13 protein-coding genes are annotated in these 17,840 nt (G+C 37.6%); 5 read left to right on the top strand and 8 right to left on the bottom strand.

From position 1 onward, the window contains the following. Nucleotides 1–29: 29 nt before the first annotated feature. Entirely contained in the window at nt 30–1,625 is a 1,596-nt protein-coding gene (locus tag B1A77_RS06345) for a peptide chain release factor 3 (RefSeq protein ID WP_004697298.1), read from the top strand. 446 nt (nt 1,626–2,071) lie between these two features. Further along, nucleotides 2,072–3,319, top strand: a complete 1,248-nt coding sequence (locus tag B1A77_RS06340; RefSeq protein ID WP_004697267.1) for a sodium/glutamate symporter — start codon at nt 2,072–2,074, stop codon at nt 3,317–3,319. 90 nt (nt 3,320–3,409) lie between these two features. Here B1A77_RS06340 and rsmA read toward each other — a convergent pair whose 3' ends face one another. Together rsmA and rnmV are read right to left on the bottom strand one after the other, a co-directional pair. Next, on the bottom strand, nt 3,410–4,264 hold the full coding sequence (gene rsmA / locus B1A77_RS06335) for a 16S rRNA (adenine(1518)-N(6)/adenine(1519)-N(6))-dimethyltransferase RsmA (protein WP_004697159.1): 855 nt from the start codon (nt 4,262–4,264) through the stop codon (nt 3,410–3,412). Between the two features lie 13 nt (nt 4,265–4,277). Further along, a complete protein-coding gene (gene rnmV, locus B1A77_RS06330) occupies nt 4,278–4,805 on the bottom strand; it encodes a ribonuclease M5 (RefSeq protein WP_004697202.1) in 528 nt (175 codons plus the stop codon). 106 nt (nt 4,806–4,911) lie between these two features. Between rnmV and B1A77_RS06325 the strand changes: the two genes are divergently transcribed. The 3 genes from B1A77_RS06325 (at nt 4,912) to msrB (ending at nt 8,164) form a co-directional block, all read left to right on the top strand. After that, nucleotides 4,912–5,850 (top strand): LysR family transcriptional regulator, encoded by a 939-nt coding sequence (locus tag B1A77_RS06325; protein WP_004697127.1) that lies wholly within the window; start codon nt 4,912–4,914, stop codon nt 5,848–5,850. Between the two features lie 253 nt (nt 5,851–6,103). Further along, nucleotides 6,104–7,225 (top strand): 5-methyltetrahydropteroyltriglutamate--homocysteine S-methyltransferase, encoded by a 1,122-nt coding sequence (locus tag B1A77_RS06320; protein ID WP_004693284.1) that lies wholly within the window; start codon nt 6,104–6,106, stop codon nt 7,223–7,225. Further along, nucleotides 7,226–8,164: a peptide-methionine (R)-S-oxide reductase MsrB gene (gene msrB, locus B1A77_RS06315; protein ID WP_004697196.1), complete on the top strand. Its 939-nt coding sequence runs from the start codon at nt 7,226–7,228 to the stop codon at nt 8,162–8,164. 122 nt (nt 8,165–8,286) lie between these two features. Here msrB and B1A77_RS06310 read toward each other — a convergent pair whose 3' ends face one another. The 6 genes from B1A77_RS06310 to metG all read right to left on the bottom strand — a co-directional run bounded on the left by B1A77_RS06310 (nt 8,287) and on the right by metG (nt 17,840). Continuing rightward, nucleotides 8,287–9,264 (bottom strand): 3D domain-containing protein, encoded by a 978-nt coding sequence (locus B1A77_RS06310; protein WP_004693280.1) that lies wholly within the window; start codon nt 9,262–9,264, stop codon nt 8,287–8,289. 425 nt (nt 9,265–9,689) lie between these two features. Continuing rightward, nucleotides 9,690–11,807, bottom strand: a complete 2,118-nt coding sequence (gene ppk1 / locus B1A77_RS06305; RefSeq protein WP_004697370.1) for a polyphosphate kinase 1 — start codon at nt 11,805–11,807, stop codon at nt 9,690–9,692. Then, a complete protein-coding gene (locus B1A77_RS06300; protein WP_004697172.1) occupies nt 11,797–13,362 on the bottom strand; it encodes a Ppx/GppA phosphatase family protein in 1,566 nt (521 codons plus the stop codon). The genes ppk1 and B1A77_RS06300 overlap by 11 nt, the downstream gene beginning before the upstream one ends. Then, nucleotides 13,362–14,909: an exopolyphosphatase gene (ppx, locus tag B1A77_RS06295; protein ID WP_004696994.1), complete on the bottom strand. Its 1,548-nt coding sequence runs from the start codon at nt 14,907–14,909 to the stop codon at nt 13,362–13,364. Before ppx ends, B1A77_RS06300 begins: the two co-directional genes overlap by 1 nt. 214 nt (nt 14,910–15,123) lie before the next feature. Then, on the bottom strand, nt 15,124–15,894 hold the full coding sequence (locus B1A77_RS06290; RefSeq protein WP_004697131.1) for a TatD family hydrolase: 771 nt from the start codon (nt 15,892–15,894) through the stop codon (nt 15,124–15,126). Beyond that, nucleotides 15,894–17,840, bottom strand: coding sequence for a methionine--tRNA ligase (gene metG / locus B1A77_RS06285; protein ID WP_004697381.1), 1,947 nt, complete (start codon nt 17,838–17,840; stop codon nt 15,894–15,896). The genes B1A77_RS06290 and metG overlap by 1 nt, the downstream gene beginning before the upstream one ends.

Raw genomic sequence — 17,840 nt, 5'->3', positions numbered from 1 at the left:
CTTTCACAACATATTAATAGAGGTGAATCATGACATTTTTAGAAGAGGTACAACGTCGTCGTACGTTTGCAATCATATCTCACCCGGATGCGGGTAAAACAACATTAACGGAAAAATTACTATTATATGGTGGTGCTATTCACTTAGCAGGCTCCGTAAAGTCTCGTAAAACTGCAAAACACGCCGTATCCGACTGGATGGAAATCGAGAAACAACGTGGTATCTCTGTAACGAGTTCCGTATTGCAATTTGACTACGATGGTTGTCGCGTAAACATCCTTGATACTCCTGGTCACCAAGACTTCTCTGAAGATACATACCGTACATTGATGGCTGCTGATAGTGCTGTCATGCTTATTGACGTAGCAAAAGGCGTAGAGGCCCAAACAAAGAAGCTATTTGCTGTATCAAAAGAACGCGGTATTCCTATTTTTACATTTGTAAACAAAATTGACCATTTCGGTCGCAGCCCATTCGATCTAATGGAAGAAATCGAAAATGTTCTCGGTATTCGTACGTGTCCTATGAACTGGCCTATCGGTATTAATGGCGAATACAAAGGCGTATACGATAGAGAACACGAAACTATAGAGCTCTTTGCAAAAGACGAAACACATGGTCAAGAAAAGTTAGCTTCCGAAAAAGGGGCGTTAACGGATCCTCGTATGAAAGAGTTATTAGGTGACGATGTATACCAAGCATTGCTTGACGATATTGAGTTGCTCGATGTTGCTGGCGATCCATTCGATTTTGATAAGGTTCGTGCTGGTGAATTAACGCCTATGTTTTTCGGTTCTGCTATGACGAACTTTGGGGTAAAACCATTCTTAGAAAAATTCTTAGAACTAGCTCCATCCCCTGCTCCACGACAAGCGGTAGAGGAAATGGTACAGCCTACTAGCGAAGACTTCTCTGCTCTAGTATTCAAAATTCAAGCAAATATGGATCCTAATCATCATGACCGTATCGTATTTATGCGTATCTGCTCTGGTAAATTCGAAAAAGGTATGTCTGTATTACATCGCCAATCTAATAAAACAATCCGCCTATCTCAGCCTCAACAATTTTTGGCTACGGAACGTACCATCGTAGAAGATGCATACCCTGGCGATATTATTGGTGTCTTTGATGCCGGTACTATGGGCGTAGGAGATACGCTTTGTGCACAAAAGCATAAAGTAACCTTTGGCGACTTCCCTGTCTTCCCTCCTGAGTTTTTTGCTCGTGTATCCCCAAAAGATACTATGAAACGTAAGCAATTCCAAAAGGGTATGACTCAATTGGCTCAAGAAGGGGCTGTTCAAATCTTTGAACAACCAGTTGCCCTTGATTCCTTCGTGGTCGGTGCCGTAGGTATGCTTCAATTTGAAGTTCTTGAGTACCGCCTCAAAAATGAATATGGTGTAGATTTATTAAATCATACTTTGCCATATGGTGTTGCTCGTTGGATTGACGGCGAAGTTGATATTGCATCCTTGAAAGGTATAGATAATGCGATGATTGTAAAAGATAATCGCGATCGCACCGTTGTTCTTATTTCCAATGAATGGCAAATGGGTTGGGTTCAAGAGCGTAATCCGGATGTAACATTCTTAACGACCCCTAAATTACACCATGAGTTATAACTTCTAATTAACTTATTGCTAGGTCTATACATTTTAGTTATATCTTAACATGCATTTATAGAGCGAATTTATCGCCATATATAATTTAGAGTCTTACTAAATCAACATAAAAATATTAAGTTTTAGAACTGGAGTATATTTTATATGATTATAAATATAAAAAATATATTCCAGTTTATTTTTTTATAACAAGAAGGAAAATCACAGATTTAAGTCGAATATATATAGTATGATTATGTACATAAGTAATATATACTATTACTTTTCTATATTTATATGTATAATCATAAAAATAGCTTTATTAATATTATTGTTTTTTTGTGTTGTTATGAGTGTTTAAAGATAAAAATGTAAACTTTTTATACGTTATATATTCTATAGTATTTTTTGACCATTCATGATACCATAAAATTCAGATTTATTTTTTATTTTAAAGGAGTGATTTTATGCCACTTATTGACTTAGCCTTAGTCAACAATGTATGGACCTTAAAACTGTCCATGATTCAAACTGTAGGTCTTGCTGTAATTACCTTATTCATCGGTACTTGGATCAATAAGCATTCCAAGTTCTTACAACGTATGTGTATGCCTGCACCAGCCGTAGGCGCTCTTCCATTTGCATTTTTAACTGCTATTTTGTCTTATTATAAAATCTTAAACATTACCTTTGAAGGTTCCTTACAAACATTTCTAATGCTTGCCTTCTTTACCACTATCGGTTTAATGGCATCTTTAAAAGTCCTCAAAAAGGGTGGTATTTTTATTATCTTCTTCTTCCTTGCTTGTGCGGTGTGGATTGTAGTACAAAATACTGCAGGTATTATGATTGCCAAAACATTAGGAATTGAGCCAATTATTGGCATCATGGCTGGTTCTGTATCTATGATTGGTGGCCTTGGTACAGCTGGTGCCTTCGGTCCATATTACGAACAATTACTTGGTATCCCTGGTACCGCTTCCGCAGCAGTTGCAGCTGCAACATTTGGCATGGTAGCTGGTACAATCCTCGGCGCGCCTGTAGGTGAACGCATTATTAAAATGCATAAAGTTAAAACACCTTATGAAAATCCTGAATTAATGGAGGATGAAGGCATCGATATGATCGAAGATCACGTTGAGAGCGGCGGCAAACAATTTAACTCTCAAGATCTTTTAACAATTTGTATGTGGATTGGCCTTGCATTAGGTATCGGTACCATCGTAAGTGCTGGATTGTCTGTTCTTACTCCACTACCTGCATATATTGGCGCTATGATTTGTGCAGCAGTAATTCGTAACTTTGGTGACTTTACTAAAGCATACAAAATCAACGATGCAGCTCTTGATGCAGTATCTAATGTAGCATTATCCTTATTCGTAACAATGGCTATCAACAGCTTGAAATTAGTTCAATTAATTGATCTTGCTTTACCGCTTATTACAATCTTAGTTGTACAAATGGCACTTATCTGTGTATTTGCATACCTTATTTACTTCCTCTTTGGTCGCAACTACGATGCAGTTATGCTTGGTGCCGGAGCTATCGGTTTCGGATTGGGTGCTACACCAAACGCATTAGTTAACATGTTATCCTTAGCAAGTAAACACGGCCCATCTCCTCGTGCTTGGCTCGTAGTTTCCTTAGTAGGTGCATTCTTAATTGACTTTGCGAATGCTTTCCTCATTACAACCATGGCTGGCATTCTTTACTAACTAAAAAGGACCCATTCGGGTCCTTTTTTCATGAAAAAGAGCTTACTGGAATGATATTTTATCAGTCCAATAAGCTCTTTATGTATTATACTATTTGATTAATGCTGCCCATGCGTTGGCTACATCAGCAAATTCTTGAAGGGTAAAGGTCTCACCTCTTCGTTGACCATCAATATTTGCTTTTGCTAATAACTCTTCAATTCTATCTCTTGTTAAACCCGTTGTCTTCATCGTATTAGAGAATGTTTTACGGCGTTGCGCAAAACCAGCTTTCACAACGCGAAAAAATAGTTTCTCATCAATCACATCTACAGGTGGTTTATCACGCAATACGCAACGGATAACAGAACTTGTCACCGCTGGAGCTGGCAAAAAAGATTTAGGCGGTACATCAAGAACAATATCTGGTTCCGTATAATACTGAACAGCAACAGATAATGCGCCATAGTCCTTTGTACCGGGCTTTGCTATCATCCGTAAGGCCACCTCTTTTTGCACCATCACAACTAGACGTTCAATAGGTAGTTTACTTTCCAACAAAGACATAATAATAGGTGTTGTAATATAGTATGGCAAATTGGCAACCACTTTAAATGGTTTATGATTCATAATCGTTGGCACATCAAGCTTTAACACATCACCATGAATGATACGTACATTGTCATAAGATGCCAATGTCGTATCTAGTACCTCCAATAAGCGACGATCTAGCTCGATAGCCGTTACATCTGCCCCACTTTGAGCTAAACCTTGTGTCAACGTACCAATACCAGGGCCGACCTCTAGAACAGGTTCTCCCACGGTTAATTCCGCAGCATGTACAATTTCATCGACTATACCTCGCTTAATAAGGAAGTTTTGTCCTAGCTTTTTGCTCATTTTAATATCAAAGCGCTTACATATATAATGCACAACCTCTGGGCTTGCAATTACTGATTCTAACATCTTAACTCCTATTTTAACAATTTACTGCCTCTTCATAAGCATCTCGGGTTATACCATAATGATTTAAACGGTATAAAAATTGCTTTCCATTACCGTATCCAATACCTAATTTAGCACCAATAACCGCTCGACGAGCTGCACTATCAGGCATACCAGACAATCCGTGACGCACTAAGTCCACCATAGTAAATTCGTTAGATGATTCTAGAGATTCTACGTGTAATGTAGATAGAGCCTTTCTAATTGACTCTGGAGATGCTTGTTCTATGCCAATATCATCATTTGCAAACGCTTCGTCACGAGGCACAAAAGCATGTTGTGCATTAGGGAATTTTTTAGTTAAAACGCGTCGGATTCGCTCCCCTGCTGTATCAGGATCAGTTAATATAATAATGCCACGTTTCTCATAGGCAACACGAATCATATCGATAACACCTCTTCTGAGGGTAAATCCTTCTGTAGCAATGCAATCAGCGTCTACAGCTTGAGCGATACGTTGTATATCAGATTTTCCTTCTACGACAATGACTTGTTTTAACATATATCCCCCTTTTATTCTATTAATACATTGTAACATATATATAACATTGCTTAAATACTTATAATCGAGTAGTATTAATAGTGTAATATATAAAAGGAGGCCAATTATGACCTTACAACAATTAAAGTATGTCACAACAATTGCCAATATAGGCAGTATTAGTGAGGCAGCCAAGAGATTATTTGTGTCTCAACCGAGTCTCACCAAGGCTATTAAAGAACTAGAGAAAGAAATGGGTATTACCATTTTCGATCGTACAAATAAAGGAATTACCGTATCTAAAGAAGGGGAACGCTTCCTCGGCTATGCGCGCCAAGTGTTAGAACAAGCAGCCCTTTTAGAGGAGCAATATAAGAGCCAAAGCGGTGGTAAAAAACAATTTTCTGTGTCTACTCAACATTACTCCTTTGCAGTCAATGCCTTTGTAGAGCTTTTAAAAGGCGCTGAAATCGATCAATATGATGTATCCTTACGAGAAACACAAACCTATGAAATTATCGATGACGTGGCTCATATGAAGAGTGAAATTGGTTTGCTCTATTATAATGATTTCAACCGTCCTGTATTAGAAAAATTAATTCACACTAACGAATTAACCTTTACTGAATTATTTACGGCCCATCCTCATATCTTTATTGGTAAAACGCATCCATTAGCCCATAAAGAGGTAGTCTCTATGGACGAATTAGAGGAATATCCATATATTTCCTTTGAGCAAGGCGATCACAACTCCTTCTACTTCTCTGAAGAAATCTTCAGTACCGTAGTGCGCCCAAAACATATCCGTGTTCGCGATAGAGCATCTTTATTTAGCCTATTACTTGGCCTTGATGGATACACTGTATCTAGTGGTGTAATCGATAAAGAGGTAAATGGTGAAAATATCATTTCCGTTCCACTTGCCGAAGAAGGTTTAATGCACATTGGCTACATTACTAATAATAAAATGCAACGCAGCCGTTTAGGTCAAGAATATATCCACGCTCTAGAACAATACGTTAGTAATTACGGTAGACATATTCAATTACCAGAAAACAAAAAATAATTATATATCATATTATTTATAGAGCGATACAACACTATTGTTCAATTTAGATGTATCAGATAATCCATAAAGAAGGCACTCTCTATTTTAGAGAGTGCCTTCTTGGGTATAACTTAAAGCATAAAATCACTCATAGACATAACTTTAAACTATATACAACTCAAATATATTGATATTTTTATATATAATCATACTTAGCTATAATTAACCTATCAAAATTATCGGTTTAATCGTTTATATAAGGAGGATTATTATGTCCAAACATACAGCACCATTCCACTTTGATATCGTAGGTTCCTTCCTACGCCCAGCAGAATTAAAAGAAGCACGCGAAGCTTTTAATAAGGGAAATATTACTCGAGAAGAATTAACAGCCGTTGAAGATCGTCTTATTACAGACCTCATTCAAAAACAGAAAGCAGCTGGCCTACCAGTGATTACAGATGGCGAATTCCGTCGTGCCTATTGGCATCTAGACTTCATGTGGGGCTTTAACGGCGTAAAAGAAATTGAACTGGAACACGGTTACAAATTCGTCGGTCAAGAAACAGCGCCAGGTTCCCTCGCCCTTACTGGCAAAATTACGGGAACAAACCACCCATTCGTTGAACATTTCAAATTTGTAAAACAATTTGAAGACGAAAATACTACGGCGCGTCAAACGATTCCTGCTCCCTCTCAGTTTTTGGCAGAGTTATTCCGTGAAGACAATGGCATTACAACGCGCTCCTTCTATCCAGATTTAGAAGAATTGATTCAAGATATTGCTGCCGCCTATCGCCAAGTAATTAAAGACCTTTACGATGCAGGTTGCCGCAATATTCAATTTGATGATTGTACTTGGGGTATGTGTTGTGACCATGCTTACTGGACAGGTCGTCAAAAGGATAAAAGTGTAACCATTGAAGGTGAAACCGCTAAATATTTACGTTTGAATAACTTAGCTCTTGAAGGTCGCCCTCACGACTTAGCATTTACTACACATGTATGTCGTGGTAACTATAACTCTACATGGGCCGCTAGTGGTGGGTACGAACCTATTGCCCCTATCCTATTTGCCAAGGAAAATGTAGACGCTTATTACCTAGAATTTGATGATGATCGCTCTGGAGGTTTTGAGCCATTGCGTGAAGTTTCTCCTAATAAAAAAGTTGTATTAGGTCTTATCACATCTAAACGCCCAGAGTTAGAAGATAAAGAAATCATCAAAGAACGTATCAAAGAAGCTACAAAATATATTCCACTTGAAAGACTTTGTTTATCTCCTCAATGTGGCTTTGCTTCTTGTGAAATCGGCAATCAATTGACCGAAGAAGAACAATGGGCTAAACTCGCATTAGTCAAAGAAATAGCTCATGAAGTTTGGGGTGATTAAATGAATGAACATACTATATATTTAGGCGGTGGTTGCTTCTGGGGCCTTCAAGGGTATATCAAAAAGATCTCCGGTGTCCTTTCTACCGAAGTAGGTTATGCCAATGGTCCTACAGAAAATCCAAGTTATGAAGATGTATGCCACAATAGCGGGCACGTAGAAGCTCTCAAGGTCATTTACGATGCTGATATACTATCTTTAGATCACTTAATTCAATATTTTCTACGTGCTATTGATCCCTTTAGTGTCAATAAACAAGGTGGTGACGTAGGCATTCAATATCGTACGGGTATTTATTATACTGATCCAACCGATAAAGCCGTTATTGAAAGTACCTTAGCACGTGCTCAAGCCTTTGAAGGTAAACCATTTGCTATTGAAGTATTGCCTTTAGAGAATTACTACTCTGCTGAGGAATACCATCAAGATTACTTAGACAAAAATCCTAATGGCTATTGTCACATTCCATTGGGGTTATCTGATGAACCACTCATCGATGATAATACATATGCTAAACCTTCCCAGGAAGATTTAGAGGCATTAACGCCACAAGAGTTTGAAGTAACTCAAAACTCTGCTACAGATGCACCTTTCAGCCATGAACTAACAGATGAGTTCAAAGCAGGTCTCTACGTAGATATTACAACTGGAGAACCCCTTTTTGTATCAGCCCATAAATTCGATTCTCATTGTGGCTGGCCTAGCTTTACTAAACCAATAGCTAAAGATGTTATCAAGTATTACCAAGATAACTCACATGGTATGAATCGCATAGAAGTTCGTAGCCGCATCGGTAATGCTCATTTAGGTCATGTATTTGAAGATGGTCCTAATGGCTCTCTTCGCTACTGTATCAATGGATCATCTTTACGATTTATCCCTAAAGATGAATTAAAAGGTACAAAGTACGAATATCTAATTCCATATATTGAAGACTAAAAAAGGACGCCTTAATCATAAGGCGTCCTTCTACTATATCTATTATAATTGAATATTACTGAGCTAAGTAGGTCCAATAAAAAGAGAATATATCTTATAGATATACCCTCTAAATCATCATATTAGTCCAAAACGTACACTGTAACGTCTTGGCGACCAAAGTCCATAGCCTCCCCATAAGAGTCCATTACAAGGTCGATTTTGTTACCTACTATAGCACCACCTGTATCGGCAGCAATAGCTTCACCGTAACCAGGAATAAATAAACGTGTACCCAATGGAATAACATCTGGGTCTACTGCGGCAATGCCACGTACTGCAGGTAGACCCGTAGCGGTAATACCAGCACCATCACCATCGCCAGCAAGATAAGCAGATGCTTCCATTACGATAGCGCGAGATGCACGTCCTGCTACATTACGAGATGTAGTCACCTCACGAGTGCCCTCTTTAATAATTGTAGGTACCATTGCACGTTGTGTTACTTTAGATACATCATTAGTTTTAATAACTGTACCATTACTATATAGTGTTTCACGTTGTACTCGTTCTAAGCCAGGTTGACCAACTTGAACAACCTCTTCTTCGCCCTTAGCCATAGTATCATCTTTTTGACGAACCACTTCAACAGCAACTTCTTGATCTACTGTAGATAGAGAGCGGCTTGTTACTTGAGCAATTGTTATACGTGTACCACTTAAAACAGATCCATTTTCATCGCCCACTACTACATAGTTAGGTGCTTTGAAACCAAGCTCATTAGCAACACCTTGAGCAGTTGTTTCTGTAGTGAATACAGCTCTTGTTTTACCATTTACAGTTACATAAACTGGAATAGCACGAACAACCGTTAAGGTTGTTCCATTTTGAACTGTAGATGAACTAGAAATAACTTTATCATTTGGATTTAACTTAACCCCAGCATCGCGTACAATGCCTTCGTTAGAATTTAAATGCGTTCTAACAGTGTGTGCTGCACCATCTACCATAACGGTAACGGTTTTATCATTATAAGAAAAACCGGTCATGGTTACAGCTGTTACAATCAATCCGGCAACAACAGACGAAATATATCGCTTGTGTGTCTTATGAATTCTCATGTTGTAATCCCTCCTGTAATGGTATTATTCTACTACAGATAGATACAACCTGTCAAACACCATAAGTTAACAATAAGACGAAACCCTTTATAAATACTGAATTCGTAATAGATTGTATTTTGTATTTTTTAATAAAAGTCCACTGTATGCGTACATATCTATATTTTTAAATACTATACAATATATTCCGAATTGTGTACATATATACAACACTAATACCACATATAGTATATACAGATTTTTTATTACTAAATTTGTATTTTTATGTGTTTTTCAATTGTTACCAATATTTTCTAGAACACTCAAAACTTCACTTTCTCCTCATTTTTAAATGTATAAGAAAGTAAAAAAGCCCATATAATGGGCTTTTTATATGTTATGTAATTGTATTAAAATTCATTACCTAATATATTAAGGTTTTTTCATCATCTATTCATTTTTAACATCGGTTGTAACCGTTCAATGACCGTCATTGACTCTCTGTGTTCATGCTCAATAGCAGTTTTCATTAGCTCCTCTTGAGCAGATATAGGATTCTCTCGATCATTGATTTTATGATACGAACCATCTGCTCTCATAAAATGAGCTTTTAATGTATCATCTAAATATAAATCTAAAATACTTTTTACCCGTTCTTTATGGCGTTTATCTTCAATCGGAATCATAAGCTCTACACGTTCATTCAAATTTCGAGGCATCCAATCTGCACTAGATAGGTACAGACTTTCATTCCCTCCATTACGGAAGTAGAACAAACGATGATGTTCAAGAAAACGCCCCACAATAGAGCGTACTGTGATATTATCACTAACACCGGCAATGCCAGGACGAAGCGTACAAATACCACGCACGATAAGATCGATACGAACTCCAGCAGAAGAAGCTTCATACAACTTAGCAATGACCTTTTTATCGAGCAGAGAATTCATCTTACCAATGATATAGGCTTCTTCCCCATTCTTAGCAAACTCGATTTCACGGTCAATAAGTTCCATAATTTTTTCACGTAAATTTAAAGGCGCTACAATAAACTTATTCCAAATCGGTGGGTCAGAATATCCAGAAATCAAGTTAAAAAAACGTGACGCATCATCACCATACTCATCATTACAAGTAAATATACCACAATCAGTATACATCCGAGCTGTTTTACCATTATAGTTTCCCGTTGCTAGATGGACATACCGCCTAATACCATCCGTTTCCCGGCGTACCACCATAGTAATTTTAGAGTGTGTCTTAAGACCTTTTAAACCATAAATAACATGACATCCCGCTTTTTCGAGTCGACGAGCCATATGAATATTGTTTTCTTCATCAAACCGCGCCTTAACCTCCATAAGGACGGTTACTTGTTTCCCATTATCTGCCGCTTTTATTAAGGACGCAATAATCGGAGAATCCCCACTAACGCGATATAATGTTTGTTTAATAGCCAATACATCAGGATCTATCGCTGCTTGTGCAATAAATTGCTCAACCACTGAAAAAGATTCAAAGGGATGATGAACAAAAAGATCTTGCTTCCCAATAATAGAAAATAAGCTATCACCTTCATAATCAACTAATTCACTAGGAATCTTAGGATCAAACGGTTCATATCGGAGCTTATCATAACCTGGATAATTACAGAAATCAAAATACATACGGCAATCCAAATGTCCATCAATGCGATATACGTCCTTTTGCTCTAATTCTACACTTGTAAGGACAAAATCTAATAAGTGATCCTTTATCTCTCCACAAACTTCAAGACGTACCGCATCACCACGACGGCGACGCCGCAAGGATGCCTCTACTTCAGATAGCAAATCTGTTGCTTCTTCCTCATCTATTTCAAGATCTGCATCACGAGTAATACGGAAAACCATATAATCTTCAATACCATAACCTTGGAAAAATTGATTTGCATAATAAGTAATGACATCTTCTAGATAAACAAATCGATGTTCCTTATTGCCACGGCTTGGAACTTCAATGATTCGATCTAATACAGATGGTATTGGCAAGATAGCAATCTTGTAATCCTTAGTCCCATCCTCTTGTATTTGAAAGATACGTACAATTGCATTAATGGTATGATTTGTTAAAAATGGAAATGGGTGCCCCGAGTCAACAGCCAATGGTGTTACTACGGGGTATATATGTTCCTCAAAATAATGGCGTAGCCAGGCTTTTGTTTTTACATCTAGCTCATCAGGATGTGTAAAGAAAAAACCATAACTTTCTAGTTCAGTCAAAACATTATTTAAATACATACTTTGCATAGCAACAAGGCGTTGTACAGATTCATCTATCGCCTTTAATTGTGCCTTTGCATCCATATGAGCCGCATCATATTTAACAATGCCATTCACAACTTGATGACGTAAACCAGCCACTCGAATCATAAAAAACTCATCTAAATTAGAACTAGCAATAGCAATAAAACGCAACCGCTCCAACAGCGGAGTATTTGTATCTATGGACTCTAATAGTACACGCTGATTAAATTTTAGCCAAGATAATTCACGATTAAAATAATATTTAGCATTACTGAACATGGCGGTCACCTCCTCTTACAAGCATAAGTTCCATACCAAATACTTCTGTAAAATATTCAGCATCTCGATTAAACGTCCACCATTCTAAAGAAATATCCTCATTAGTGCGACAGAATACATACAATACATTATCGCGCTCTTCCAATATAACATCTGAGATTTTTTGGTTACTCCCTGCATCGAGAGCACAGGCCACACGAATGATAGCTACTAACTTTGTAACTTGAATCTTTTGTAATTCTGTCAAAGAATTAAAATATGTATCATCATCTGATGGAGTTCCCTTATAGTGATAAAATACGACATTTGCCACTACTTGTTTTTCTTCTTCTGAAAGCCCGAAAATATCTGTGCCCATCACAATATGATACGCATGCTCTCCATGGTTTCGTAAATTAACAAACTTACCTACAGAACACAATATAGCTGCAATGCGGCATAAGTAACCCCACCGCTCCGGTAAACCTTTATGGCGTAATGTTTTACAAAACAAAGAACTGAAACGTTCCACCTCAGCATCATGAATGCTGTCAGTATGATATCTAGCGGCAACAGCACGAGCTAGCTGAGCATTTTGCTCACGCAATTGGTACATAAAGGGATTATTTTCAGCTTCAACTCCATAGAACCAGCTTATTCCTTGTGAAAAGGAGAAGCTACTAAAAATCAACGATTTAGGCTCTATAGCCGTTATAATTTCATTAAATAAAATCATAGTAGGCATCAAAATATTCGCCTTATATTCAGGTAGTTTATATCGATTGATCAACTTAGTGGCTGTTACACCATCAAAGGATTTGATGAAGCCCTTAAAACGTTCTGGTTCAATGGTAATAATATCGTCCTTATTACTGCCATCTCCCATGAGACGCGCCATATATTGAGCTTCATCGCCAGATAAAATGACACTATTAATATTAAAAGTTTTAAGCTCCTCCCGCAATGGGCCTATCATGCGATGTAAATACTCAGTAATAGCCATTGGAAACGATGTAGAGGAACGTTGGTTGCGATTAAAAGATTCCATAACACGTAATGACCCGCTATGCATATTGCGCTGGAATAATAAGCTTTCACCACGCCAAACAGTCAAGCCTACACCACCAGAAGTAATATCAAGGAATAATGTTGCCTTTGTAGGATCCGTCAAGCGGTACTGATTAGTCATCTTGTAGTATAGTAAGGCATATTTGTAATACACCTCTTTAGGCATGTCGATAACCTCAACACGCATACCTGTTTGAATATAAATTTGATCGAGAATACTACGACGATTAGCGGCTTCACGTATTACAGTAGTGCCATATAATCTAGAGCGACTCACACCGTAATCGGCCATTAATTGTTTATATCCCTTTAGGATATGACAAATTTCCTCAATTGTTTCAAAACTCAAACGAGAGGTTTGGAATAATTCTTCCCCAAAGGTTACCTCCCTAGCTGCATAATCTATAACGCGTACATCATCGATGCCCTTGTATTCTAAAATAGTAATACTCATGCTACTGGAGCCTACATGTAGCACTGCATATCGTAATGCTTTTGGTAATGCCATTATGCCTCCTTACGAGCTTCCTTCCACTCTATTTCTAATGTTTTCTTAAATTCTTTTTTGAAAGATTTTCCTAATTTCTCTACAGCCGCTTTTGTTACACTTATATCGCGACCGTTCAAATAGGTTACTACTAATAGTACACTAGTATATTTTAGATTCACGGATAAATGGCGAATAAATTGTTCATGACTTTCATCAAGAGCTTCAGCTAAAGCCAGAATAATAGATATTTTTTGACCCAACAAACGCTGCTCTTGATCTAATAATTTACCGTATAAGAAGTTTTTATACTCTTTTGGTGTCAAACCATGAGAGTTCATAACAAGGAACGCGCTAAAAGCTTGTTCAACATGAGAAAGCCCATATAAATTACTATTGACAAGCATATAGCAGCCATGTCGGGCATGACTATAATAGTTAATCCGTTTACCAATATCATGTAATAAACTAGCAGCAATCAAACAACGTCTTGTTTTTTTATCAGCTCTATGAAGTGGCTCTAATACATCATACAGTTTAATAGCTAAACCTGTAATATATTTAGCATGAACTAACTCATGTTTAGTCATACCTAACAAGACATTCTCTGCAGAATGTACTAAAATATCATCAATAATAGAGTTACCACCTAAGTAGTGCTCTCCATAATAGTCGTAAAATAAGCCTTCACGCAGACCACAACCACCAACAACGAGTGTTTTAGTATTTACGTAGTTAAATAATTCTTCTACGATAGTGAGGCCTGCAATAATGATATCAGCGCGCTCCGATGATAAACCACTAATCTTTTTGCGTTCCTCTAGAGATTTACCTTTTACTTCTTCCAAAATCTCATGGAATCTATGATATGGAATTTCATAATTATGTAGCTTTGTAATAGGATAAGATAACTTGCGTTGATCCATTTTAGCAATATTACGAGCAGTGCCGCCGATACCAAGGAGCGGTAATTTCACATTGCGAAGCCATGTATGTTCCTTAATCGTTTTCTTCACAACCTTCGTCAGTTTATCAAGTTCTTTAGGAGTATATTCATCCCCCTTCTGATAGGTGCCTGTTAAGGTAAGGGCCCCTATCGGCAAGCTCACCGATTTTGTAATATGACGATTTCGTACAAGGGTTATCTCGGTACTGGCACCACCTAAATCAAAAATAATAAAATCCTTAAGTCCAATGGTATTGATAACGCCAAGAAACCCTAGGCGAGCCTCTTCTTCACCAGCAATACATTCTAAATCCAAACCCGTTCGTTCTTTTACAGATTTAATAAAAGCATCCCCATTTTTAGCCAAACGTACTGCTGCGGTAGCAACAGCTTTAATCGTATTTGCCTCCATTGCATCAGCCATGTGTACAAAACCTTTTAGAGCACGCAAAGAGCGTTCCATAGCTTCTTTGGTCAGTTCGTGAGTTCCCCACATATTCTCACTGAGACGTACACTTTCTTTCTCTTGATATATCAGTCGATAACTACCAGTCTTAGAAATTTCATATATGACAAAACGAACTGAGTTCGAGCCTAAATCTATAAATGCAATACGTTTCATGTTGCTATCCTCATCTTACTTCTGTTCAGTATGAATATACTTTAGTATACCATAGAAAAACGCGATTCTCACCGATAAGGGAGAACCGCGTTTTATAATTTATAATTCTAATTTAGTTTTATCATGTATTCTAATACTTTGTACGCAAAAACTTAGTAATTAAAGCCAAACAGATATTTTATTCGCTAATTATCTTATGAACTAGTTTCTACATTTACTCGATACCAAATACTCGTTTACCATTATTAAAAGCAATTTCACAAAACTCATCTACATCGAGCCCTTTAAGGCTTGCAATTTCTTCTGCCACAAACTGAGTTTTACTTGGATCATTACGACGGCCTCTAAATGGTGGTGGTGTCAAATACGGTGAATCGGTTTCAATGAGGATTCGTTCTAATGGCACTTGTCTTGCCACTTCCTTAAGATTTGTAGACTTAGGAAATACTACAGGACCTGCAAAGGAAATATAAAAGCCCATTTTAATGGCTTCTTTTGCCATCTCCCAGCTACCAGAATAGCAATGGAAAATGCCCCAGTTATCCTTCCCTTCATTGCGCAAGATATTCATAATATCACCATGTGCATCGCGGTCATGGATAATAATCGGGAGTTCTACTTCACGAGCAAGCTCTAACTGACGAATAAATACGCGTTTTTGTGTTTCACGGTCAGAAAAATCATAGTAATAATCTAGTCCAATTTCACCAATAGCACGTACCTTATCATTGTTAAGAGCTTGTTCCTTATAAAACTCGTAGTCTTCTTCTGTAAAGTCCTTTGATTCATGGGGATGAGTCCCTACAGCAGCATATAATTGATCGTACTGTTTAGCCAAAGCTAAACCAGACTCAACGGTACCTCTATCAACACCAGGAATCATAATATATTCTACACCTGTATCAAAGCAGGCTTGTAACATCTCATTACGATCATTATCAAAACGCCCATCATTTACATGAGCATGTGTATCAAAAAGTTTCATTATTTAACCACACTTCCTGCCGGTAATGATTCGATATTTGTTACCTCTAAATGTTCTTCCCAATCAGAGGCGGACAAAATCATACCATAAGACTCAATGCCCATCATCTTTTTAGGAGCCAAGTTAGACAAATAGATTACCTTTTTACCAACCATAGTCTCCGGTTCATAATATTGGGAAATACCACTTAATACGGTGCGTTCTTCAATACCGATATCCAATACAAATTTCAACAACTTCTTGGACTTAGGCACCTTTTCACAGCTTATAACTTTAGCTACACGAAGATCGAGTTTCTCAAAGTCATCATAGGTAATATTTTCTTTTAATGGTGGAATATTAGATGTATCTACAGCTTCTTCAACTTCTTCTGTAACAACTACATCTACCATTTCAGGAACTTCAAAACGTGGATAGATAGGCTCACCTTTTACAACCTTAGTACCTGTTGCCAATAATCCCCAAGTTTTAGCATCTTCCAACGTAGCCGCTTCAAAACCTGTAAGCCCTAATTGTTCCCAGATTTTTGGAGCTCCTACAGGAATTACAGGGCTTACCAAGATGGCAATGATACGCAATGCCTCTGCCAAGTGATACATAGCAGATTGCAAGCGCGCTTTATCATGCGCATCTTCAGATTTAGCCAATACCCAAGGCATTGTTTCATCAATGTATTTATTCATGCGACCAATAAAAGCCCATACAGTTTTGATAGCTTTATTAAGCTCCATATTTTCCATCGCCGCTTCAAAATCTTTTGCAGTTTGAACGGCTAATGTAGATACATCACGGTCCAAATCGTCTATATCATCGCATTTTGTAATCACACCACCATGGTATTTTTCAATCATCGCAATAGTACGGTTTAATAAATTACCTAAATCATTAGATAAATCTGCATTAATTTTTGTAACGAAGTTAGGTAACGTAAAGTTGCCGTCATTACCTAGCGTAATCTCGCTTAATAAGTAATAACGCAAAGAATCTGCACCATATGTATCAATCAATGGGATTGGATCGATTACGTTCCCCAAGGATTTACTCATCTTTGTACCATCTACAATCATCCAACCGTGTCCAAATACCTTTTTTGGTAATGGCAACTCAAGGCTCATGAGCATCATAGGCCAAATAATTGTATGGAAACGTACGATTTCCTTACCTACTAAATGAAGATCTGCAGGCCAGTATTTTTTATATAGTTCACCATCACCATCAAATGGAGAAAGGGCACTAATATAGTTCACTAATGCATCGAACCAAACATATACTACATGTTTAGGATCAAATGGAACCTTGATTCCCCAATCAAAGGATGTACGAGACACCGCCAAGTCTTCTAGACCTTGCTTTACAAATTGAATCATCTCATTGCGACGAGATTCAGGCTGAATAAAGTCAGGATTCTCTTCAATAAACTTAAGCCATTGATCCGTATATTTACCGAGTTTGAAGAAATAACTTTCCTCTTTAACACGCTCTACAGGGCGACCGCAATCCGGACAAGTATGATTAGGTCCTAGCTTCTGCTCTGTCCAAAAAGTTTCGTCCGGTGTACAATACCAGCCTTCATATTCGGCTTTGTAAATATCGCCCTTCTCATAAGCTTTTGTAAATAACGCTTGAACAACCTTTTCATGACGTTCATCGGTAGTCCGAATAAAATCGTCATTGGAAATATGCATTTTTTCCCACAATGCTTTAAAACCATTTACAATATTTGTAGTATATTCAAGAGGAGTAATGCCTTGTGCTTCTGCAGCACGTTGGATTTTTTGGCCATGTTCATCTGAACCAGTCAAAAAACGTACATCATATCCTGCTAATCGTTTAAAACGTGCGATTGTATCGGCTACAGATGTACAATACGTATGACCAATGTGCAACTTAGCACTTGGATAATAAATAGGTGTCGTAATATAATACGTTTTCTTTGTGTCTCCCAT

It is taken from the genome of Veillonella parvula (assembly GCF_002005185.1).
Lineage (GTDB): Bacteria > Bacillota > Negativicutes > Veillonellales > Veillonellaceae > Veillonella > Veillonella parvula_M.
This window is presented reverse-complemented; position numbering and strand designations above follow the sequence as displayed.